Below are 21,125 nucleotides of genomic sequence, written 5' to 3' on the forward strand. Positions count from 1 at the left end.
GTCATCAAATCCCCGTCAGGACAGGCCGAGCAGCGAGCCCAGGCTGTTCAGGCTGACGCCGGGGCTGCCGACGATGCCCGGAACGCCCCGGGTGTCCCGCTCCTCGGCCAGCTCTTCGGCCGGCCGGTTCTTGTTGGCCGCGACGTCGCTGTCCGACGGCGCGACCGGCACCCCGCCGTACGGCGCGTTCTGCGAACCGCGGACGTTGATCGGGCTGCCCTTCGGTTCGGCACAGTACGCGTCTTCCTTCGCCGGCTTCGCCGAGAGGTCGTTCCCGGTGCGGTACTGCGAGTACGGCAGGTAGCCCTTGGTGCACGACGGCGGGTTGAACAGGTTGAGCACCAGGCCGAGGTGCGCGGTGCCGTCGCCGGGCGCCACGCTGCTGGCCGCCCCGGCCAGCGCCGGGTACGTGACCAGGCCCTGCTCGATGCCGTCGAGCCGGGTGACGGTCAGGTTGGCCGTGGTGAGCAGGTTCGCCGTCAGCGCGCCGAGCCCGGGGCCGGACTCCTGCAGCACCTGGCTGACTTGCGCGGCCACCTGCGGTGTGATGCCGATCAGCTTGCGCAGGTCGCCGTCGGAGTTCTTCAGCGTGCCGGTGAGTTCGTTGAGGCTCTTGCTGAACGACGCGAAGTTCTGCGCCTCGTCGTTCTGCGTGTCGAGCACCTGGCCGCCGGCGTCCAGGAGCTGGATCGTCTGCGGCAGGTACTGCTGCGCCGTCGTGGTGAAGCTGCGCGCGGTGTCCAGCAGCTTCTGCAGGTCGCCGCCGGTGCCGCGGAAGGCGTCGTAGGACTCGTCGACGACCGTGCGCAGCGAGTCGACCGGGACCGACGCGGCGAGCGAGTCGAGGTCGCCGATCAGGCGGTCGGTGCTGACCGGGGTGGTCGTCTTGGTCGCCGGGATCACCGAGCCGCCGGCGAGGTACGGGCCCTGGTCGGCTTTGGGGCGCAGGTCGACGTACTGCTCGCCGACCGCCGAGCGGTTGGCGACGACGGCGTCGAGGTCCGCGGGCACCTTCGGGGCCGACGGGTCGATGTTCAGGTCGGCCTCGAGCCCGGTCGGCGTCAGCCGCATTTCGCCGACCCGGCCGATGTTGAAGCCGCGGTAGGTGACTTCGGCGTTGGTGAAGATGCCGCCCGATTCGTCGAGCTGCAGCTTGACCGTGTAGCCGTCGTTGCCGAAGACGCTGCCGAGCCCGGCGAACCGGATCAGCGCGTACACGATCGCGACGACGGAGATGACCGCGAAGGCCACCAACTGGATCTTCGTCCGGCGGATCAGCATCAGCCCGCACCTCCCAGCAGCCCGAAGAGGTTGCCCAGGCCCGGCTTCGACTGCGCGGACTGGGTGCCGGCCCCGGGGATGGGCAGCGGCGGCGGCTGGTTGGCCTGCGTGCCCTGGACCCCGCCGGTCAGGCCGGCCAGCGGCAGCTGCCCGGAGAGCGCGTTCTGCCGGCTGTTGCCCAGGTTCTCGACGACGGTCTTCAGGTTCAGGTCCACCTTCGCGAACAGGTTGAAGTAGTCGCCCTTGACGTCGTTGACGGCCTGGTCGCTGAACGGGAACGTCAGCAGGATCTCCAGGGCCTTCGGCAGGTCGTTGCCCGCCTCGCCGAGCTTCTGCAGCGTCGGCGTCAGCGCCTTGAGGTCGGCGACGAGGTCCTTCTGCGACTTGTTGACCGTGTCGGTGGCGACGCCGGAGAGGTTGTCCAGGGCCTGCAGCATGGTGACCAGCTGGCCGCGCTGCTGCTCCAGCACGCCGAGCCCGGGCGCGAGGTTGTCGACCGCGCCGACCAGCTTGTCCTTCTGGCCGTTGAGGGTCGAGGAGAGCCGGTTGAGCCCGTCGATGGCCCGGGTGATGTTCTGCGACTGCCGGTCGAGGTTCGTCACCAGCTGGTTCGCGTTGTCCAGCAGCGCCTTGATGTCCGGCTCGCGGCCGGACGTGGCGTTGTTGAGCTCCTTGGTGATGGTGTTGAGCTGGTCGACCCCACCGCCGTTGAGCAGCAGCGACAGCGCGCCGAGCAGTTCTTCGACCTCGACGCTGCGGTTGGTGCGGGCGAGCGGGATGGTCGCGTTGTCGGTGAGCTTCCCGTGGGCCTGGTCGTCCCCCGGCGAGGCCAGTTCGACGTACTTCTCGCCGAGCAGGCTGGACTGCTTGACGTTGGCGATCGCGTTGGCCGGCAGCTTGATGTCGCCGTTGACCTTCAACGTCACCAGCGCGTGCCAGCCGTCCTTGGTGAGCCCGACGTTCTCGACCCGGCCGACCGGCACCTCGTCGACCTTCACCCCGGCCTGCGGGGTCAGGTCGAGCACGTCCCGGAACTCGACGTTCACCGTGTACGGGTGGTCGCCGAGGTCGGCGCCCCCGGGCAGCGGCAGGTCGTAGATGCCCTTGAAGGCACAGCCGGACAGCACCAGCGCGGACGCGGTGGCCAGCGTTCCGACGGTCAGGAGCTTCTTCACTGGCCACCTCCGTAGAGCTGCCCGGCGATGGGCAGCGGCAGCGGCGGCAGCTGGCCGGACTGCAGGGCCTGCACGGTCTGCGCCACGGACGGCAGCGGGATCGCCTTGTCGACCACGGCGGCGATGCTCTCGCAGGCGTTGCCGAGCACGTCCGGGATGCCGTTGGTGCCGACTTGCTTGAGCAGCCGGCAGATCATCACCAGCGGCGGCTGGGTCAGTTCGTTGAGGTTCGGCCGGGCGTCGAGCGTGCCCGCCGCGCCGTTGTAGGTGTTGACCAGGTTGCTCAGGCCGACCGGGGCGACGTCGAGGATCTCGGCGAGCGAGCTGCGCTGGTCGACGAGCACCTTCGTGATGCCGGCCAGCTTGTCCACATTGGACTTGAGCCGGTCGTGGTTCTGGTCGATGAACGCCTGCACCGCGGTGAGCGTCGTGCCCAGCTGCTGCACGGTCGCGGCCAGGTTGTCCTTTTCGGACGCCAGGTAGCCGCTGACGTCGGCGAGCCGGGACTCGAAGGTGCGGACCTGCTTGTCGGAGTCGGCCAGCGTCTGCGAGAACTTGCCGAGGTTCTCCACCGTGGAGAACAGGTCGTCCTTGTTGCCCGACAGCGTGCCGGCCGCCTGGCCGAGCTTGGTGATCGTGTCGTGCAGGGCCTGGCCGTTGCCGTCGACGTTGGCCGCCGCGGTGTTCAGCAGGTTCGACAGCGACCCCTGCTTGTTGGCGCCGTTCGGGCCGAGCGTCTCGCTGACCCGGGCCAGGCTGGCGGCCAGCTGGTCGACCTCCAAGGGCACCTCGGTGCGGTCGAGGCCGATCACCGCGCCGTCGGAGATGCGCGGGCCGCCGGTGTAGGCCGGGGCGAGCTGGACGTACCGGTCGGACACCAGCGACGGCGCCACGATGAGCGCCTTCGCGTCGGCCGGGACGGCGACCGAGCGGTCGTACTCGAAGTCGACCTTCACCCGGTCGCCCATGGGCTGGATCTTGGTGACGGTGCCCATGTCGACGCCGAGCATCCGCACGCTGTTGCCCTCGTACAGGCCGACGGCGCCGGCGAAGTACGCGGTCAGGTGGTTGCGGCCGGCGTCCTTGAGGGTCCACCAGATCCCGCCGGCGACGACGAGCGCGAGCACGATCGCGATGGTGAAGCCCCGGGTCAGGGCCTGGCCGAAGCGGGTGTCACTCATTTCGTGTAGCACCCCTCTTCGTTGATCGGGCCGAACGACGGCAGCAGCAGGCCGCAGATGTAGTTGTCGAACCAGCGGCCGTTGCCGATGGTGTTGGTGAAGACGCGGATGAAGGGCGCGAACTTCTTGAGCCCCTCGGCCAGGGAGTCCTGGTTGCGCTGCAGCATCGACGTCAGCTGGTCGAGCTGGGTCAGCACCGGGTCGAGCTGGTGGGAGTTGTCGTCGATCAGGCCTTGCAGCTGGGTGGCGAGCTCGCGGGAGCCGTTGAGCAGCGCGGTGATCGCGTCCTCGCGCTTGGCCAGCTCGCCGAGCAGGTCGTTGCCGTCTTCCAGGAGCTTCTGCACTTCGGCGTCGCGGTCGACCAGCGTCTGCGACACCTCGCGGGTGTTGGCCAGCAGGTTCGACAGCTGTTGGTCGCGCGAGGCGATCGTGTCCGACAGCTTCGACAGCCCGGACAGCGCGCCCCGGACGTCCTCCGGGGTGTTGGCGAAGGTCTGCGAGATGGTGTCGAAGCTCTGCGCCAGCTGCTTCGTGTCGATGTCGTCGACCGTCTGGGACAGCCCGCGGAAGGCGTCGAGCACGTCATAGGGGGCCATCGTGCGGTCCCGCGGGATCCCGGTGCCTGGGTTCAGCGCGTTCTCGCCCTGCGGGTCCAGCGACAGGTACTTCTGCCCGAGCAGCGTCTTGATCTTGATCGCGGCGCTGGTCCGGTCGCCCAGCCAGGCGTCCTTGACCTTGAACGACACCTTCACCGACGCGCCGTCGAGCTCGATGTCGCTGACCTTGCCGACCTTGACGCCGGCGATCCGGACGTCGTTGTCCTTCTGCAGCCCGGAAGCCTCGCTGAACTCGGCGGAGTACGTGGTGCCGCCGCCGATCACCGGGAGGTCGTCGGAGTTGAGCGCGGCGATGAAGCCGAGCGCCAGCACGACGATCCCGACCAGCGCGATCGGCACGGGGTTGCGCTTCTGGAAGGACTTCATCCCTGGCACCTCGACCGGTTGGCCGGGATCAGCGGCAGTTCGACCGGTGGAATCAATGGGGGCAAGCTGACCGTCCCGGAGAACTCGCAGGCGTAGAAGTTGAACCAGGAGCCGTAGTCCGCGGTGCGGGTCAGCGTGCTCACCTTGGTCGGCAGGAACTGGATGAAGTGCTCCAGCTCCGGCTCGTTCTTGTTCAGCTGCTGGGTCAGGGTGCCCAGCGCGCCGATGTCGTTCTTCAGCGGCTCGCGGACTTCGCCGAGCAGCCCGGACGTCGTCTCGGCCAGGTTGCCGAGGCTCTCGATCGCGTCACCGATGGGCTTGCGGTCGGCGGCGAGGCCGGACACCAGCTGCTGCAGCTTGACGATCAGGTCGTTGAGCTGCGGGGTGTGCGCGTTGACCGTGTCGAGCACCGAGTTGAGGTTGTCGATCACCTCGCCGATCACCTGGTCCTTGTCGGCGATGGTGGTGGCCAGCGACGCCGTGTGCGACAGCAGGCTTTCGACGGTGCCGCCCTCGCCCTGCAGGACCTGGATGACCTCGTAGGACAGCTTGTTGACGTCGTCCGGGTTGAGCGCGGTGAACAGCGGCTTGAAGCCGTTGAACAGCTCGGTCAGGTCCAGCGCCGGCGTGGTGCGGTCCAGCGGGATGGTGCCGCCGGGTTGCAGCGTCTTGCCGCCGGAGTTCTCGCCCTCGCCGAGCGAGACGTACCGCTGGCCGACCAGGTTGCGGAACTTGATCTGCGCGGTCACCCCGGCCGGCAGCGTGCGGCCGGCGTCCACTTCGAACTCGACCTCGGCCTGGCGCTTGTCGACGATCTTGACGTCCTTGACCTGCCCGACCCGGACGCCGGCGATGCGGACGTCGTCGTTGGGCAGCAGCAGCGTCGCGTCGGTGAAGCGCGCCTTGTAGGCGTTGGTGCTGGTGGTGTTGATGTTGGCGATGCTGATCCCGAGGATCGTCGTGAACAGCACCGTGACGACCACGAAGACGCCGAGCTTGATCAGCGGTGCGAGCAGGCCCCTCACTTGACCGTCACCTCCGCTCCCCGGTACAGCGGGCCGACGAGCAGCGAGCTCCAGCCCGGGACGTCGGCGGCGTTCAGGCCCAGCTGCGGGCCGAGCAGATCGGCCAGGAAGCCCTGCTCCGCCGTCGAGTAGGCAAGTTGATCAGCGCTGTCACCGCCTCCGCTGCCTCCACCGGCCGCGTCGGCCTTGAACTTGGCCGGGTTGAGGCCCTCGCCCACGCTCTTCGGCGCGGCCTGGTGCAGGGTGCCGTCCTTGAACGCGCCGTCCGGCGGCTCGGACGGGAACGGCTTGGGGATGTCCTTGATGTCGTAGCAGCGCGGCCCGCGCTTGTCGTCGAACCGCGGCTCTTCCTTGCCTGCTTGGTAGGGCGCGCGCGGCACGATGATCTCGATGGTCGCGTGCAGGCCGGGCTTGTCGGTGCCCTTGCCCAGCGCCTGGTCGATCAGCGGCACGTTCTTGGCCATCTGCGAGATCACGCAGGGGTACTCCGGCGCGTACTTCGCCAGCAGTTCGGCCGTCGGCCGGGCGGTGTCGACGAGGGAGATGATGTTGTCCTTGTTGTTCTGCAGGAACGTCTGCAGGTCCACCGAGGCCTGGGTCAGGCTGCCGTAGAGGTTGGACAGGTTCTGCCGCTCGTCGACCACGGTCCGGGTCGTCGTGCTCAGGTTGTCCAGGCTCTGCACCAGGTCCGGGGCCGCGTCCTTCAGGTGGTCGGAGAACTCCGCGAGCGCCTTGAGGTTGTGCTGCAGCTCGGGCTCGTGCGGGTTCAGCTCGCCGATGTAGGTGCCCAGCTGCGACAGCGTGTCGCCGAGCTGGTCGCCGCGGCCCTGCAGCGCGGTCGAGATCGCCGTGAGCGTCGCCGACAGCTTCTGCGGCTGCACCGCCTGCAGCACCGGCATCAGGTGGGAGAACGCCTGCTCCAGCTCGACGGCGTTCGACGTGCGGTCCTGCGGGATGACGTCCCCGTTGGCCAGGGCCTTCGCCGACGGGTCCTTCGGGATCTCCAGCGACACGAACCGTTCGCCGAAGAGCGTCTTGGGCAGGAACCGCGCCGAGACGTTCTCCGGGATCAGCTTCGCCGACTCGGGCTTGAGCGCCAGCGTGAGCTCGGCGCCCTTGTCCGTGGCCACGATGTCCTGGACGGACCCGACGATCAGCCCGCGCACCTTGACGTCGGACTGCTTGATCAGCTGGTTGCCGATCTTGTCGGCCTGCAGCTTGACCGTCACGACCGGCGTGAACGCCTTGTCGTAGAGCGCGATGGACAGCGCCACCCCGCCGACCATCACGGCGATGAGCAGGAGGCCGAGCAGCCTGCGTCGAAGCGTCCTCATCCCGCGATCCTTACCGTGACGTCGGTTCCCCAGATGGCGAACCCGATGAAGAAGTTCATGATCGACACCGTGACGATGGACAGCCGCACGGCCTTGCCGACCGCGACGCCGACGCCGGCCGGGCCACCGGTCGCCCGGTACCCGAAGTAGCAGTGCGACAGGATGATCAGGACGCTGAACAGCAGCACCTTGATGAACGAATAGAGCACGTCCTGCGGTGGCAGGAAAAGGTCGAAGTAGTGGTCGTACGTACCCGCGGATTGGCCGTAGATGTAGATGACGACCAGTCTCGACGCGAGGTACGAGCTCAGCAGGCCGATGATGTAGAGCGGGATGACCGCGACGAACCCGGCGATGATCCGCGTCGTCACCAGGTACGGCAGGCTCGGCACACCCATGACTTCGAGGGCGTCGATCTCCTCGGAGATCCGCATCGCGCCCAGCTGGGCGGTGAACCCGGCGCCGACCGTGGCGGACAGCGCGAGCCCGGCGACCAGCGGCGCGATCTCGCGGGTGTTGAAGAACGCGGTCAGGAAGCCCGTGAAGGCCGACGTCCCGATCGAGTTCAGCGCCGAGTAGCCCTGGAGGCCGACGAGGACACCGGTGAACAGCGTCAGGCCGACCATCACGCCGACCGTGCCGCCGATGACGGCGAGGGAGCCGGAGCCGAAGCTCACCTCGGCCAGCAGCCGCAGCACCTCTTTGGTGTAGCGGCGGATGGTCCGCGGCGTCCACAGGAGCGCGCGGCCGTAGAACGACATCTGGTCACCGAGGGTGTCCAGCGTCTGCAGGGGACGGTTGGCGACGCGTTTCGCGCCCTGGAGGAACGTCATGGCGCTAGTCCAGCTTTCCGGGCACGATCTGCAGGTAGATCAGGGTGATCACGAAGTTCACGACGAACAGCAGCAGGAACGTGATGACCACCGACTGGTTCACCGCGTCCCCGACGCCCTTCGGGCCGCCGGAGGGGTTCAGGCCCCGGTAGGACGCGACGACGGCGGCGATGAACCCGAAGATCAGCGCCTTGATCTCACCGACCCACAGGTCGGGAAGCTGCGCGAGGGCGGAGAAGCTCGCCAGGTACGCGCCCGGCGTCCCGCCCTGCAGCACGACGTTGAAGAAGTAGCCGCCGAGCACGCCGATGACGCTGACCATGCCGTTGAGCAGGAGCGCGACCAGCATCATGGCGAGGGTGCGCGGGACGATCAGCCGCTGGACCGCGGAGACGCCGAGCACCTCCATCGCGGCGATCTCTTCGCGGATGGTCCGGGCGCCGATGTCGGCGCAGACGGCCGAGCCGCCCGCGCCCGCCACCAGCAGCGCGGTGACCAGCGGACTGGCCTGCTGCACGGTGGCGAGCACGGAGCCCGCGCCGGTGTAGGACTGCGCGCCCAGCTGGCGGGCGAGCGAGCCGAACTGCAGCGAGATGACCGCGCCGAACGGGATGGCCACCAGGGCCGTCGGCAGGATGGTCACGCTCGCGATGAACCAGGACTGCTGGATGAACTCCCGCAGCTGGAAGGGCCTCTGGAACAGGCCGCGGACGATGTCCAGGCCGAGGGCGAACAGGTTCCCGGTCTCGCGGAGCATGCCGATCCCGGGGATCTTCGCCTGTGTTGCGGGAGAACTCACCGGCCACCTGGCCCGTTGTCGCGTGGCGGTGGCATCCGGTGCGTGCCGGGTCTCGGCGGCTGGCCGCCGCCCGGGATCCGGGCCACCTGGTCGGCGGGCAACTGCCCGTGGTGCTGGTTCGGGACGCCGTCACCCTGCGGGCGCGCCCCGACCTGCTGCGGCTGGCCGCGGTGCGGGCGCACGCCGTAGTGGCGCTGCTCCTCCGGGCTCAGCGACTCGATGATGCTTTCCTGCGCGGCCGGCGGCAGCCGGTGCATGATCTCCATGACCCGGTCCTTGCGGCGGACCGCGCCCATCCGGGTCGCCACGCCCGGCGTCGTCTGCATCTGCGGCGGCACCCCGCTGATGTCCTCGACCCCGCCCGCGTGGTGGCCGGCGTCGAACATCGCCTGCTCGGCGGCCATCTGGGCGGAGTCCTTCTCCTCGGACATGCCGATCGGGCCCTGCATCTTGCCGTTGAGGAACTGCTTGACGACCGGCTCTTCGCTGGTCAGCAGCACCTCGCGCGGGCCGAACATGACCAGTTCCTTGCGGAAGAGCATGCCCAGGTTGTCCGGAACCGTGCGGGCCAGGTTGATGTTGTGCGTGACGATCAGGAAGGTCGCGTCGATCTGGGCGTTGACGTCGAGGAACAGCTGCGAGATGTAGGTGGTGCGGACCGGGTCGAGGCCCGAGTCCGGCTCGTCGACCAGGATGATCTCGGGGTCGAGCACCAGGGCGCGGGCCAGGCCGGCGCGCTTGCGCATCCCGCCGGAGATCTCGCCCGGGAGCTTCTTGTCGGCGCCGTTCAGACCGGTCATGTCGAGCTTCTCGAGGACGATCCGGCGGATCTCCGTCTCGGACTTCTTCGTGTGCTCGCGCAGCGGGAAGGCGACGTTGTCGTAGAGGTTCATCGAGCCGAACAGCGCGCCGTCCTGGAAAAGGACGCCGAAGAGCTTCCGGATCTCGTAGAGCTTGTGCTCGGAGCAGGTGACGATGTCGACACCGTTGATCACGCAGCGGCCGCGGTCGGGCTTGAGCAGCCCGATCATCGACTTGAGGAAAACCGACTTGCCGGTCCCTGACGGGCCGAGCATGGCCGACACTTCGCCCGGGGGGAGCGTCAACGTGACGTCCCGCCAGATGGTCTGCTTACCGAAGGACTTCGTCAGACCTTCGATGACCACCTCGGCACCCATCGCACCTCCAGGAGCTGTTCCGCGTCATTGCGCCCGCTGCCACACCCTGCCACCCACGCCGGCGGCGGATGTGGGCCGGTGGCGCCCACGAACCCGCGTCAACCAGGTGCAACGAGCTGAGTGCGATTAGGTTACTCACCAGTTTTCTTTTCTGGCCAGCCCCGGGTTCATCGTCATCCCGCCGTGATCGCCAATGGGCAGCACGGTAGTCCATTCGGGCCAACCACGCAGTTCTTCAGGCCCCTGAACCCACGATTCGGGGGCCCGGGGCCAATCGGACACAGGTCCTAGGGGATGACGGTGAGAGCGGCGACGACCAGCAGGAACACCACGGGCGCGACCACGGCCGGCAGCGAGAGCGTGCAGAGTTGGCGGTCGGTCAACTGCTGGGCGAGGAGCTCGAGGTGCTCGGGGTCGGTCATGGTCATCAGTCGCGGCCGGGGCGGCCGGCGCAACATCCGGACTTTCCCGGCAAAACGGAACGGGCGGGCACCCGAGTGGGTGCCCGCCCGTTCGCGGAGGCGCTTGCGCGCCGGAAATCACTTGATGGAGATCTTGGCGCCCGCGGCCTCGAGCTTCTCCTTGGCGGCCTCGGCGGCCTCCTTGTCGACCTTCTCCAGGAGGGCCTTGGGAGCGGCCTCGACCAGCTCCTTGGCCTCCTTCAGGCCCAGGCCCGAGACGACCTCGCGGACGACCTTGATGACCTGGATCTTCTTGTCGCCGGCGCCCTCGAGGACGACGTCGAACTCGTCCTGCTCCTCGGCGGCCGGGGCAGCGGCGGCACCCGGGGCGGCAGCGGCGACGGCGACCGGCGCGGCGGCGGTGACGTCGAAGACCTCTTCGAACTCCTTCACGAACTCGGACAGCTCGAGGAGGGTCAGCTCCTTGAAGGCGTCGATCAGCTCGGCGGTGCTCAGCTTCGCCATGATGGCTTCCTCTCAGAAAAACGAACTAGACGTTCGGGGTGGGGGTGGTTCAGCTCTCGGCGGGTGCTTCGGCTGCTTCGGTACCGGCGGCGTTGCGCTGCTTCTCCTCCAGCGCGGCAGCCAGGCGGGCGACCTGGGACGCCGGCGCCTGGAACAGCGCGGCGGCCTGGGACAGCTTCGCCTTGAACGCGCCCGCCGCCTTGGCGAGCAGGACCTCACGGCTGTCGAGATCGGCGATCCGGTTGATCTCGTCCACGGACAGCGCTTTGCCGTCCATGTAGCCGCCCTTGATCACAAGCGCGTTGTTGTCCTTCGCGAAGTCGCGAAGCGCCTTGGCGGCGTCGACAGCTTCACCCTCGACGAAGGCGATGGCGGTCGCGCCGACGAACAGGTCCTCGAGACCCTGGATGCCGGCGTCCTCGGCCGCCCGCTTGACCAGGGTGTTCTTCGCGACCCGGTACTTGGCACTGGTGCCGAGAGCGCGGCGCAGCTGGGACAGCTGTGACACGGAGAGGCCGGTGTACTGGGTAACGACGGTGGCCGAGCTGGTGCGGAAGCTCTCCGCGATCTCGGCGACGGCCGCCACCTTGTCGGGCTTCGCCATGGGTCGCCTCCTCTCTTGGCTAGTGTTTCCACTGGCTTTCGAGGAGCCCTCAAACGACGAAACGCCCTCGCGCAGACAGGCGCGGGGCGTCATCGGGCACCAGGGTGCCCGGCCTCGTTCCTCCTGCGCGGGCCGCCCGGCGAGTGCGGGACCTTCGTTCCCCGTGATGGCGGGGAAAACCAGCGGTCTTCGGTAGAACCGTCATCGAGAATACCTTGTCAAGCCGACAGGCCTTCGCCGACCCCCACCTTCCCGGCGACGTGAGGCATCATGGTCACGTGGCGGAGCAGCGCGATGACGGAAAGCCGGGCTCGGAAATCGAACCGGCGGGCTCGAACGTGCCACCGGCCGTGCCGCCGGCCGTCCCGCCGCCCAGCAACGCTCCCGTCCCGGTCCAGGGCGCTCCGGCGCTCCCGCAGCCGTCCGGCACGTCCGCGCAGCCGCCGACCGACCCGGCCGAGCTGGCGCAGTTCCGCCAGTTCCAGCAGTTCCAGGACTACCTGCGCTTCACCCAGGCCCAGCAGGGCAACCAACCGGCCCCCACCCCGGACGCGGGTGTCGTCCAGGCACCACCGTCCCAGCCGGCGCCGCACCAGGGCGGCCGGCCCCCGATGATCCCCGAGGGCTACCAGCTGGTCCCGGTCGAGCGCCGCCGGGCGCCGAAGTGGGTGACCTGGCTGGGCAAGAAGGTCCTCGCCTGGGTCCTGGCGTTGATCATCCTCGGCGTCGCGGGCACGTGGCTGTACAACCACTTCTTCCCCAACGACTCCGGCAAGACCTCCGCCCAGCTCGCGCAGGAGGGCGGCGGGAAGTACCACACGAACCACGTGTTCTCGACGAACCCGTACGAAGCGGTGCGGATGGTCTACCACAACATCGCCCAGGGCCGGGTCGCCGACGCCTGCGGCCGGTTCCAGAACGAGGGCCAGCGCGACGTCCAAACCCAGTTCGCGCAGGACATCGCCCAGACGTTCCGGCAGAGCGCGGCCCAGGCCGACTGCAAGAAAGCCGTCGAATTCCTCGCCACCCAGGTGACGAACAAGAACGACTACGCCGAATCCCTGCCGTCGAGCATCTCGGAGCCGCTGCCCGGCGACACCGTGACGATCGATTCCTGCACCTTCCCCGTCACCGGCGGGCCGGCACTGGGCGTGTTCACGGTGTCGAAGGTCGAGAAGGGACAGTGGCTCATCACCGGCCACGCGATCGGGCCGGCCAAGTGCAGCGGCGCCCCGACCGTGGCGCCGACGAGCCGTTAGCGCGGGTGCGGCGCCGACAAGAACGACACCAGGGCCTCCGCGAACGCCGGTGACATCACCGCCGTCATGTGGTCGCCCGGAATCCGCACCAGCCGGGCCCCCGCGATCGCCGCCGCCAGCCGTTCCGGCTCCGCCGCCAGCTGGTCCTGCTCGCCCGCCAGCACCAGCGTCGGCACCCCGATCGCCGACAGCTCCAAGTGCCCCTCCCGCGACGCCAGTGCCACCGCCGCCAGCGCCCGGCGATCGCCGCCCACCGCGTCGGCCAGCAGGCGGAACGGGACGCCCGACCGCGGGACCAAGGCGGGGTCCTCGGCCAGCAACGCCGAAGCGATCTCGACCGGCTTCACCACCCGCAGGTCGACGCCGCCGAAGTCGACGATGCCCGAGCCCACGCCGCCCGTGGCCAAGCAGCGGATGCGCTTGTCCGTCGCCGTCGCCGTCAGCGCGATGATCGCGCCCATCGAGTAGCCGACCATCGAGACTTCGTCGAGGCCCAGCTCGTCGAGCAACGCCGAGACGTCCCGGGCCATCGCGTCGTCGGCGTAACAGGACTCGTCGTGCGGCTTCTCGGAGCGGCCGTGGCCGCGCGCGTCCAGGGAAATCACCGTGAAGCCCGCCGAGTGCAGGGCCGCGACGACGCCCGTGGAGATCCAGTTCGCGTTCGTGTCCGCGGCGAACCCGTGCTGCAGCAGCACCGGGCGGTGGACGCCGTCGCCCTCCCACACCGTGTAGTTCAACCGGAGGCCGTCGAACGACGCGAAAGTCGGCATGCCGTCCATCAGACACGAAGAAAGGGCGCCCCCGCAGCAAGCGGGGACGCCCTTTCTGGTGATCTCAGCCTCAGAACCTTATTCAGCCGTCGGCCGGCGCGAGGTTCGCCTCATGTGGGCAAGTCGCGTGCCGTAGCGCCGTCCTGACCAGAATAAGGTTCTCAGACGGCCGCTTCCTCCGAGAGGAGGTTGCGGGTCCGCAGCGGGTCGACCGGGATGCCCGGGCCCATCGTGGTGGTGAAGGTGACCTTCTTCAGGTAGCGGCCCTTCGCCGACGACGGCTTGGCGCGGAGGATCTCGTCCAGCGCGGCCGCGTAGTTCTCGACCAGCTTCTCGGTGTCGAAGGAAGCCTTGCCGATCACCAGGTGCAGGTTGGCCTGCTTGTCGACGCGGAAGTTGATCTTACCGCCCTTGATGTCCTTCACGGCCTTCTCGACCGCGGGGGTCACCGTGCCGGTCTTCGGGTTCGGCATCAGGCCACGCGGGCCGAGGATGCGGGCGATGCGGCCCACCTTGGCCATCTGGTCCGGCGTCGCGATCGCGGCGTCGAAGTCGAGCCAGCCACCCTGGATGCGCTCGATCAGTTCGTCGGTGCCGACCGCGTCCGCGCCGGCGGCTTCGGCCTCGGCGGCCTTGTCGCCGACGGCGAAGACGATGACGCGGGCGGTCTTACCGGTGCCGTGCGGCAGGTTCACGGTGCCGCGGACCATCTGGTCGGCCTTGCGGGGGTCCACACCGAGACGCATCGCGACCTCGACGGTCGCGTCCATCTTGGTCTTGGAGGTCTCCTTCGCCAGCTTCGCGGCCTCGAGCGGCGCGTACAGGCGCGCCTTGTCGATGAGCTCCGCAGCCTGGCGGTAAGCCTTGCTGTGCTTGGTCATGCTTCTGTCCCTAACTTCGAAAAACGGATCAGTGTGGTGACGAGCCAGCACTCGGCTCTCCCACGGGTGGAGCGGCAAACGTCAGGCGTCGACGACCGTGATGCCCATCGAACGGGCAGTGCCGGCGATGATCTTCGCGGCCTGGTCGATGTCGTGCGCGTTGAGGTCGGTCTCCTTGGTCTTGGCGATCTCGCGGACCTGGTCCCAGGTGACCTTGGCGACCTTGGTCTTGTGCGGCTCGCCGGAGCCCTTCTCCACGCCCGCGGCCTTCAGCAGCAGCTTCGCGGCCGGCGGCGTCTTCAGCTTGAAGTCGAACGACCGGTCCTCGTACACGGAGATCTCGACCGGGACGACGTCCCCGCGCTGCGACTCGGTCGCGGCGTTGTAGGCCTTGCAGAACTCCATGATGTTGACGCCGTGCTGACCCAGCGCGGGGCCGACCGGCGGCGCGGGGTTGGCCGCACCCGCCTTGATCTGCAGCTTGATGATCGCCGCAAGCTTCTTCTTCTTGGGTGGCATTTCTTTTCCTGTCCTGTACTACGTTCCCCGCGTACCTGCCGTGGACGCGGGGACTGCGGCCGAAAAGGCCGGCCGTCAGATCTTGGAGACCTGGTTGAACGACAGCTCGACCGGGGTCTCCCGGCCGAAGATCGACACCAGGACCTTCAGCTTCTGCCCGTCGACGTTGACCTCGGAAATCGTCGCCGGCAGCGTCGCGAACGGGCCGTCCATGACGGTGACCGACTCGCCGACCTCGAAGTCGACCTCGACGGCCGGGCCGCCGAGCGGCGCCGCCGCGGCGGTCTCGCCCTTGCTGGCCTTGGCCGGGGCTTCCTTCTCGACCTGCGGGGCGAGGAACTTCAGCACCTCGTCCACGGTCAGCGGCGACGGCCGCGAAGTGGCGCCGACGAACCCGGTGACACCCGGCGTGTTGCGCACCGCGCTCCACGAGGCGTCGTTCAGGTCCATCCGGACCAGGATGTAGCCGGGCAGCACCTTGCGCTGCACCTGCTTGCGCTGGCCGTTCTTGATCTCGGTGACCTCTTCGGTCGGGACCTCGATCTGGAAGATGTAGTCCTCGACGTCCAGGGTCTGGGTGCGGGTCTCGAGGTTGGTCTTGACCTTGTTCTCGTACCCGGCGTAGGAGTGCACGACGTACCACTCGCCGGGCGCGGCGAGCAGCTCGGAACGCAGCTTGGCGACCGGGTCCTCGTCGTCCGCGGCGGGCTCGGCGCCGGTCTCGTCGATCACGTCGTCGGCGGAAGCGTCGTCGTCATCGCCGGAGGCGGCGGCCTCGTCGGCAGCGGCGTCGTCGTCGGCCTCGGCGTCCGGCACGTCGACGGGCTCGAGGTGCGCGGACTCCTCGTCACCGAGTGCCGCGTGCACCTGCTCGTCGGAAAGCTCGGTCAGGTCGTGACCGGCTGCTGTGCCGTTGTCGGAGGTCACGTTCCGTCCTCTCAGTTGATCATTGCGGGCCAAGGCCGGGACCTGGGCCCCATCGGCGCGCGCCGGGGGCGCGTCAGCCGAAGATCTTGCCGATGCCCCACTTGAATGCCAGGTCGAGCACGCTCACCAGGCCCACCATGAACACCACGAACGCCAGCACGACGATGGTGTAGGTGACCATCTGCTTGCGGTTGGGCCAGATGACCTTGCGCAGTTCCGCCCAGACCTCGCGGATGAAGCGCACCAGCCGCGCGAACACGGAGGCCTTCTTCGGCTTCTGGTCGCGCTTCGGAGTCGGAGCGCCCTTCGCGTCGGGGGCGGTCTTCTCCCCCGACTTCCCGGCCGGGCGGGTCTTGTCGTCCGCACGTGCCGCGGACTTCCCCGCCGGACGAGCGGTCGCACGGCGCTCACGCCGGGCAGCGGCTGTGACGGGACGGGACGGGCTCTCGGGCTTCTGCCCGGTGCCGTCCTGCTCCTGCTCGCCGCCGCTGGCGTCGCTGTCGCTCACGACCACTCCTCCGCTCCACCAGTTCCGTTACGCAGGGGTGACAGGACTTGAACCTGCAACCTGCGGTTTTGGAGACCGCTGCTCTGCCAATTGAGCTACACCCCTGTGGAGCCCCGATCGCTCGGAGCCCCGGTGGACGCATTCCATCGTCCCCACCATCCAGGCGGGGATGACCGTAGTGCGTTCCAAGTCCCGAAGTCTACGGCAAGCCTCGCGGGAGCCCGCAACCGCGCCCCCCGATCGACCGCCGTACCCCGGCCGGCCTGCGGAAAACTCCCCGCAGACCTCCTGATCATGCCAGGATGTCCGCCATGACGACCACCCCCCGTCCGGCGGGGGCTCCGATGCGGCTCGGCCTCGCGCTCCCCCAGTACGGCGCCCTCGCCGACCCCGCCGCCGTGCCGCGCTTCGCGACGGCCGCGGAGGACCTCGGCTTCGCCTCGCTCTGGGTCGGCGACCGGATCCTGACGCCGCTGGCACCTTCGGACCTCTACCCGGGCGGCGGGACGCCGGAACACCCGTACCCCAGGGAGTTCGAGACCTTCGCCGACCCGTTCACCACGCTGGCGGCCGCGGCGGCGGTGACCCGCACGGCCCGCCTCGGGATGAGCGCGCTGACCGGCCCGGTCTATCCCCCGGTCCTGCTGGCCCGCGCGCTGACCTCGCTCGACCTGGCCAGCGAAGGCCGCCTCGACGTCGGCTTCGGGCTCGGCTGGCTGCGCGAGGAGTACTTCGCCACCGGCGTGCCGTGGGACGGCCGGGGCAAGCGGCTCGACGACCTCCTCGACGCCCTCGACGCGCTCTGGACCGGCGAACCGGCCGAGCACACGGGCCCGCAGTGGCGGATCGCGCCGTCGACGGTCGGGCTGCGCCCGGCGCAGGAGCCGCGCCCGCCGGTGCTGCTCGGCGGGTTCTCGCCGCCGGCGCTGGCCCGGATCGGCCGCCGCGCGGACGGCTGGCTCGCCGGCTGGATGCCGGAGCAGTACCTCACCGGGCTCTGGTCGGTGGCCCGGGAAGCGGCCGAGAAGGCCGGGCGCGACCCGGACACCCTGCGGCGCGTGCTGCGGATCAACCCGCGCCAGGGCACCGCCGTCGAGACGGCCGCCGACGTCCATCCCTGCCTCGACGTGGCCCGCGAGCTGGGCATCTCCGAGGTGCTCGTCGACCTGCACTACGTGGCCAAGGACGTCGACCACGCCCTGGAGCTGGCCGGCGAACTGATCGCCGGCTGAGCCACCCTCAGTGTGACGCAAGTCTCGCGCACGGCGCCATTGTTCTATTATAGTTAGAACTATGCTCGTTCAAATCGATCCGAGCTCCACGGACCCGCTCTTCGAGCAGGTGGCCGCGTCGCTGCGCCGGTCGCTGGCCGACGGTCACCCGCCGCCCGGGCAGCAGCTGCCGCCCGCCCGGGAACTGGCCGCGGCGCTGGAGATCAACGTCCACACCGTGCTGCGGGCGTACGCGCTGCTTCGCGACGAAGGCCTCATCGACCTGCGGCGACGCCGGGGCGCCGTCGTCATCGGCGGCGCGTCCTCCCGGGCGCGGCTGGCCGAGCTGGCCGAGGACCTGGTCCGCGAGGCGAAGCGCGCGGGCGTCGGCCTCGACGAGCTCACCGGGGTGTTGAAGGAGAAGTACTCATGACCAAGCTGATCCGGGTCCTGGTCGCCACGGCCGTGCTGCCGGGCGCCGCGCTCGCCGTCGCGGGTGCGCTGGAGAACGTGTGGGCGGGCCGGCTGCCCGACCCGGTCGCGACGCACTGGAGCAGCGCGCCGAACGGGCACACGCCACTCAGCACGTTCACCGGCGTGACGCTGGGGCTCGGCACCGTCGCCGTCCTGCTCCTGGCCACTTCGGCGGTCACCGCGCTGCGCCGCGGGCGGCCGCTGCCACGCCCGACCGTCGGGGTGGGCGCCGGGTTCGCCGCGCTGCCGGCCGCGGTCCTGCTCTCGGTGCTCGTGGCGAACCTCGACGTCCCGGACTGGCAGGCGGCCCGCGGCGGCGCCGGCATCGTGCTCTTCATGCTGGGCGCGGCGGCCGTCGGCGTCGTGGCGGCGCTGGTCGGCGGGCTGCCGTCGGCGCCGGTGCAGGAGGAGACCGCGCGCCTGCCGAGCGTCGGCCTGCGGCCCGGGCAGCGCGCGTTCTGGTCGGGCCGGGCGGCGAACCCGGGGATGCTCTGGGCGCTGGCGCTGATCCCGGTGGCGATCGCCCTCGTGCCCACCGGGCTGCCGTGGGCGACGGCCGCCTGGATCGCCCTGGTCGGCCTGGTCGTGACGGCGCTGACGTACCGGCTCTCGGCGTCCGTGGACGCCAAGGGCGTGACGATCCGCTTCGGCCTCCTCGGCGTCCCGTGGCGGCACCTGGCGCTGGCGAGCATCCGGGAAGCGACCGCGCGCGAGCTGTCGACGTTCGGCGACGGCGGGCTGGGCCTGCGCTTCAACCCGGTCACCGGCACGACGGCGTACAAGGTCCGCGGCGGCCCGGCGCTGGCGCTCGCCCTGGAGAACGGCCGGACGGTGCTGGTGAGCGTGGACGACCCGGAAACCGGGGCCGGGCTGGTCAACGACCTGCTCGCGCAGCGGATCACCCGGATTGACTAGGCCGCCGGCGCGGCCGCTTGGGTAGAAACGAATAAGTGGCGAAGAAGAGCGGCGGCGGTGGCTGCCTGGTGGTCGTGCTCGTGGTCGGGTTGCTGGCCTTCGGGTACTACAAGTGGCAGCACGGTTCGTCGTCGGCGCCACCGGAAGGCGTGGACACCGGCGGCGGCTCCGGCCGCTACGTCGCCCTCGGGGATTCGTACACGTCCGCGCCGCGGACCGGCCGCCAGGCGGGCACTCCGGCGGGCTGCGACCGGTCGGTCGGCAACTACCCGCACCTGGTCTCGGCGAAGCTGAAGCCGGCCCAGTTCGTCGACGCCAGCTGCAGCGGCGCGACGACGGCGAACCTCAGCGCGGCGCAGCAGACCGGCAACGGCACGAACCCGCCGCAGCTGGACGCGGTGACGGCGGAGACGACGCTGGTGACGGTCGGCATCGGCGGCAACGACGTGGGGTTCTTCTCCTACGCCTCGGGCTGCGCGACGACGAACGAGAACGCGTCCCCGTGCCGCGACCGCCTGACCGCCGGCGGCCGCGACGAGCTGGCCGAGCGGATCGACGCCACCGCCCCGAAGGTCGCCGCGGTGCTCGACCGCATCCACCAGAAGGCCCCGAAGGCCAAGGTGGTGGTGGTCGGCTACCCGGCGGTGCTGCCGGACGGCGCCGGCTGCTGGCCGTCCCTGCCGTTCGGCGCGGGCGACATCGAGTACTTCCGCGGCGCGCTGGGCAAGCTGAACAAGATGCTGGAGGACCAGGCGGACGCCCACCGCGCGGGCTACGCCGACACGGCGACCCCGGGCAAGGGCCACGACGTGTGCGCGGCGTCGGACAAGCGCTGGATCGAGGGGCTGCTGCCCGCCTCGCCGGCCGCCCCGCTGCACCCCAACGCGCGGGGTGAGCAGGGCATGGCCGACGCGGTCCTTTCGGTCCTGAAGCTGCCTTAGCGGCGGACCAGGGCCTGCGGCTTCCCGAGCACGGTCTTGCCGTCGAACTTCACCACGAGGTCGATCCGGGCGATCCCGTCGTCCTTGACGTCCGCGACCTTCCCGGTCACCTCGACCACCGCCCCCTCGGGGGTGTTCGGCACCACGACCGGCCGCGTGAAGCGGGCGCTGAAGTCGATCAGCCGTGCCGGGTCGCCGAGCCAGTCCGTGACCACGCGGCCCGCGATCGCCATCGTCAGCATCCCGTGCGCGATCACGTCCGGCAGGCCGACGTCCTTCGCGAACGCCTCGTTCCAGTGGATCGGGTTGAAGTCCAGCGCCGCGCCGGCGTAGCGCACCAGCTGCTCGCGGGTGATCCGGACTTCGAGGGCGGGCAGTTCGTCGCCGGTGTTCACGCGCTCTCCCCTCGGACCACCAGCTGAGCGCGGGTGGTGCAGACCTTCTGGCCGGCGGCGTCGGTGATGTCGGCACGCAGGTTGATGAAGTCGTTGCCGGCACGGGCCATGATGGCGTCGATGTGGGTGGTCACCTCGAGCACGTCACCGGCGAACACCGGGCGCGTGTAGGTGAAGCCCTGGTCGCCGTGCACCATCCGCGAGTAGTCGAGGCCGAGCTCGGGGTCGGCGACGATCGCGTTGATCGAGGCGAGGTTGATGATCGTGAGGAACGTCGGCGGGGCGATCACGTCGGGGTGACCGGCCTCGCGGGCCGCCTCCGGGTCGCGGTAGACCGGGTTCGCGTCACCGATCGCGTCGGCGAACTCCCGGATCTTCTCCCGGCTCACTTCGTAACTGGTCTGCGGCGGATAGCTCCGCCCGGTGAACGACTGGTCCAAGGGCACCCGGAGAGGCTACCAACAGCAAAGAGCCGCCCCGGGGGATCCAGGGCGGCTCTTCGAAGCTGGTGAACGCGTACGCGTCAGCGGGTTTCCTTGTGCGTCCGGTGCGTACCGCAGTTCGGGCAGAACTTCTTCATCTCCAGGCGATCCGGGTTGTTGCGCCGGTTCTTCTTGGTGATGTAGTTGCGGTGCTTGCACTCTTCGCACGCCAGCGTGATCTTGGGTCGCACGTCGGTGGCAGCCACAGCGTTTCCTTCTCTCTCAGGTCCGGGGGCCAGCCCCGTCGTTACCGCGTAGCGGTGGCCGGACTTGAACCGGCGACACAGCGATTATGAGCCGCTTGCTCTGCCAACTGAGCTACACCGCCCTTACATGACCCAAGCCGCGACACGCAGGCGTGACGCGGCTGAGGTCGAGAGCCCCTTTACGGAATCGAACCGTAGACCTTCTCCTTACCATGGAGACGCTCTGCCGACTGAGCTAAAGGGGCCTGGCCTCTCGCGAGGACTTGGAAAGATTAGCAACCCCCGTCACCCGGCCGTGCAACCGGGGTCCCCAAACCG

Annotated in this window: 25 protein-coding genes and 3 tRNA genes; 5 read left to right on the forward strand and 23 right to left on the reverse strand. The window is 69.4% G+C overall.

Annotated features, from left to right (window positions below):
- Window positions 1-15: 15 nt before the first annotated feature.
- The 12 genes from ACWEF6_RS07500 to rplJ form a co-directional block, all read right to left on the reverse strand.
- Window positions 16-1,281, reverse strand: coding sequence for an MCE family protein (locus ACWEF6_RS07500; protein WP_449682139.1), 1,266 nt, complete (start codon window positions 1,279-1,281; stop codon window positions 16-18).
- Entirely contained in the window at window positions 1,281-2,456 is a 1,176-nt protein-coding gene (locus tag ACWEF6_RS07505; protein ID WP_449682140.1) for an MCE family protein, read from the reverse strand. Before ACWEF6_RS07505 ends, ACWEF6_RS07500 begins: the two co-directional genes overlap by 1 nt.
- Window positions 2,453-3,637, reverse strand: coding sequence for an MCE family protein (locus ACWEF6_RS07510; protein WP_449682141.1), 1,185 nt, complete (start codon window positions 3,635-3,637; stop codon window positions 2,453-2,455). Before ACWEF6_RS07510 ends, ACWEF6_RS07505 begins: the two co-directional genes overlap by 4 nt.
- The gene (locus ACWEF6_RS07515) at window positions 3,634-4,620 is read right to left on the reverse strand and encodes an MCE family protein (protein ID WP_449682142.1); all 987 of its coding nucleotides are present in this window, start codon (window positions 4,618-4,620) and stop codon (window positions 3,634-3,636) included. Before ACWEF6_RS07515 ends, ACWEF6_RS07510 begins: the two co-directional genes overlap by 4 nt.
- The gene (locus ACWEF6_RS07520; RefSeq protein ID WP_449682143.1) at window positions 4,617-5,645 is read right to left on the reverse strand and encodes an MCE family protein; all 1,029 of its coding nucleotides are present in this window, start codon (window positions 5,643-5,645) and stop codon (window positions 4,617-4,619) included. Before ACWEF6_RS07520 ends, ACWEF6_RS07515 begins: the two co-directional genes overlap by 4 nt.
- The gene (locus tag ACWEF6_RS07525; RefSeq protein ID WP_449682144.1) at window positions 5,642-6,979 is read right to left on the reverse strand and encodes an MCE family protein; all 1,338 of its coding nucleotides are present in this window, start codon (window positions 6,977-6,979) and stop codon (window positions 5,642-5,644) included. Before ACWEF6_RS07525 ends, ACWEF6_RS07520 begins: the two co-directional genes overlap by 4 nt.
- A complete protein-coding gene (locus ACWEF6_RS07530; protein ID WP_072474798.1) occupies window positions 6,976-7,812 on the reverse strand; it encodes an MlaE family ABC transporter permease in 837 nt (278 codons plus the stop codon). Before ACWEF6_RS07530 ends, ACWEF6_RS07525 begins: the two co-directional genes overlap by 4 nt.
- 4 nt (window positions 7,813-7,816) lie before the next feature.
- On the reverse strand, window positions 7,817-8,569 hold the full coding sequence (locus ACWEF6_RS07535) for an MlaE family ABC transporter permease (protein WP_003060268.1): 753 nt from the start codon (window positions 8,567-8,569) through the stop codon (window positions 7,817-7,819).
- 38 nt (window positions 8,570-8,607) lie between these two features.
- Window positions 8,608-9,789 (reverse strand): ABC transporter ATP-binding protein, encoded by a 1,182-nt coding sequence (locus tag ACWEF6_RS07540; protein ID WP_086842345.1) that lies wholly within the window; start codon window positions 9,787-9,789, stop codon window positions 8,608-8,610.
- A gap of 287 nt (window positions 9,790-10,076) precedes the next feature.
- Window positions 10,077-10,217, reverse strand: a complete 141-nt coding sequence (locus ACWEF6_RS07545; protein ID WP_449682145.1) for a hypothetical protein — start codon at window positions 10,215-10,217, stop codon at window positions 10,077-10,079.
- A gap of 111 nt (window positions 10,218-10,328) precedes the next feature.
- A complete protein-coding gene (rplL, locus tag ACWEF6_RS07550; protein WP_310967803.1) occupies window positions 10,329-10,715 on the reverse strand; it encodes a 50S ribosomal protein L7/L12 in 387 nt (128 codons plus the stop codon).
- A 49-nt stretch (window positions 10,716-10,764) separates the two neighbouring features.
- A complete protein-coding gene (gene rplJ, locus ACWEF6_RS07555; RefSeq protein WP_091303982.1) occupies window positions 10,765-11,319 on the reverse strand; it encodes a 50S ribosomal protein L10 in 555 nt (184 codons plus the stop codon).
- Between the two features lie 278 nt (window positions 11,320-11,597).
- On the opposite strand from rplJ, the gene ACWEF6_RS07560 reads away from it, so the two are divergent.
- On the forward strand, window positions 11,598-12,578 hold the full coding sequence (locus ACWEF6_RS07560) for a hypothetical protein (protein WP_449682146.1): 981 nt from the start codon (window positions 11,598-11,600) through the stop codon (window positions 12,576-12,578).
- On the opposite strand, the gene ACWEF6_RS07565 is transcribed toward ACWEF6_RS07560, so the two are convergent.
- The 6 genes from ACWEF6_RS07565 to ACWEF6_RS07590 form a co-directional block, all read right to left on the reverse strand.
- The gene (locus ACWEF6_RS07565; RefSeq protein ID WP_449682147.1) at window positions 12,575-13,348 is read right to left on the reverse strand and encodes an alpha/beta fold hydrolase; all 774 of its coding nucleotides are present in this window, start codon (window positions 13,346-13,348) and stop codon (window positions 12,575-12,577) included. The two genes, ACWEF6_RS07560 and ACWEF6_RS07565, sit on opposite strands and share 4 nt — an antisense overlap.
- Window positions 13,349-13,509: 161 nt before the next feature.
- Complete coding sequence (gene rplA, locus ACWEF6_RS07570) at window positions 13,510-14,229, reverse strand: 50S ribosomal protein L1 (RefSeq protein ID WP_086842353.1); 720 nt, start codon at window positions 14,227-14,229, stop codon at window positions 13,510-13,512.
- A gap of 81 nt (window positions 14,230-14,310) precedes the next feature.
- Complete coding sequence (gene rplK / locus ACWEF6_RS07575; RefSeq protein WP_043781763.1) at window positions 14,311-14,748, reverse strand: 50S ribosomal protein L11; 438 nt, start codon at window positions 14,746-14,748, stop codon at window positions 14,311-14,313.
- 75 nt (window positions 14,749-14,823) lie between these two features.
- Window positions 14,824-15,675 carry a transcription termination/antitermination protein NusG gene (gene nusG, locus ACWEF6_RS07580; protein WP_449682148.1) on the reverse strand — a complete coding sequence of 284 codons (852 nt, stop codon included), beginning with the start codon at window positions 15,673-15,675 and terminating at the stop codon, window positions 14,824-14,826.
- Between the two features lie 73 nt (window positions 15,676-15,748).
- Window positions 15,749-16,189, reverse strand: a complete 441-nt coding sequence (gene secE / locus ACWEF6_RS07585) for a preprotein translocase subunit SecE (protein WP_449682149.1) — start codon at window positions 16,187-16,189, stop codon at window positions 15,749-15,751.
- A 26-nt stretch (window positions 16,190-16,215) separates the two neighbouring features.
- Window positions 16,216-16,288, reverse strand: a tRNA-Trp gene (locus tag ACWEF6_RS07590).
- A 206-nt stretch (window positions 16,289-16,494) separates the two neighbouring features.
- Here ACWEF6_RS07590 and ACWEF6_RS07595 point away from each other — a divergent pair.
- From ACWEF6_RS07595 to ACWEF6_RS07610, 4 genes are all read left to right on the forward strand, one after another.
- Window positions 16,495-17,415 (forward strand): TIGR03619 family F420-dependent LLM class oxidoreductase, encoded by a 921-nt coding sequence (locus tag ACWEF6_RS07595; protein ID WP_449682150.1) that lies wholly within the window; start codon window positions 16,495-16,497, stop codon window positions 17,413-17,415.
- 61 nt (window positions 17,416-17,476) lie between these two features.
- A complete protein-coding gene (locus tag ACWEF6_RS07600; RefSeq protein WP_449675922.1) occupies window positions 17,477-17,827 on the forward strand; it encodes a GntR family transcriptional regulator in 351 nt (116 codons plus the stop codon).
- Entirely contained in the window at window positions 17,824-18,783 is a 960-nt protein-coding gene (locus ACWEF6_RS07605; RefSeq protein WP_449682151.1) for a hypothetical protein, read from the forward strand. The genes ACWEF6_RS07600 and ACWEF6_RS07605 overlap by 4 nt, the downstream gene beginning before the upstream one ends.
- A gap of 35 nt (window positions 18,784-18,818) precedes the next feature.
- The gene (locus ACWEF6_RS07610) at window positions 18,819-19,724 is read left to right on the forward strand and encodes an SGNH/GDSL hydrolase family protein (RefSeq protein WP_449682152.1); all 906 of its coding nucleotides are present in this window, start codon (window positions 18,819-18,821) and stop codon (window positions 19,722-19,724) included.
- Here ACWEF6_RS07610 and ACWEF6_RS07615 read toward each other — a convergent pair.
- From ACWEF6_RS07615 to ACWEF6_RS07635, 5 genes are all read right to left on the reverse strand, one after another.
- Entirely contained in the window at window positions 19,721-20,119 is a 399-nt protein-coding gene (locus ACWEF6_RS07615; protein ID WP_449682153.1) for a MaoC family dehydratase, read from the reverse strand. The two genes, ACWEF6_RS07610 and ACWEF6_RS07615, sit on opposite strands and share 4 nt — an antisense overlap.
- The gene (locus ACWEF6_RS07620) at window positions 20,116-20,565 is read right to left on the reverse strand and encodes a MaoC family dehydratase N-terminal domain-containing protein (RefSeq protein WP_449682154.1); all 450 of its coding nucleotides are present in this window, start codon (window positions 20,563-20,565) and stop codon (window positions 20,116-20,118) included. Before ACWEF6_RS07620 ends, ACWEF6_RS07615 begins: the two co-directional genes overlap by 4 nt.
- Window positions 20,566-20,642: 77 nt before the next feature.
- The gene (gene rpmG, locus ACWEF6_RS07625) at window positions 20,643-20,807 is read right to left on the reverse strand and encodes a 50S ribosomal protein L33 (protein ID WP_005152047.1); all 165 of its coding nucleotides are present in this window, start codon (window positions 20,805-20,807) and stop codon (window positions 20,643-20,645) included.
- A gap of 49 nt (window positions 20,808-20,856) precedes the next feature.
- A tRNA-Met gene (locus ACWEF6_RS07630) sits at window positions 20,857-20,929 on the reverse strand.
- A 50-nt stretch (window positions 20,930-20,979) separates the two neighbouring features.
- Window positions 20,980-21,052: transfer RNA gene (locus ACWEF6_RS07635), tRNA-Thr, on the reverse strand.
- Window positions 21,053-21,125 lie beyond the last annotated feature (73 nt).

The organism is Amycolatopsis sp. NPDC004772 (genome assembly GCF_053601215.1).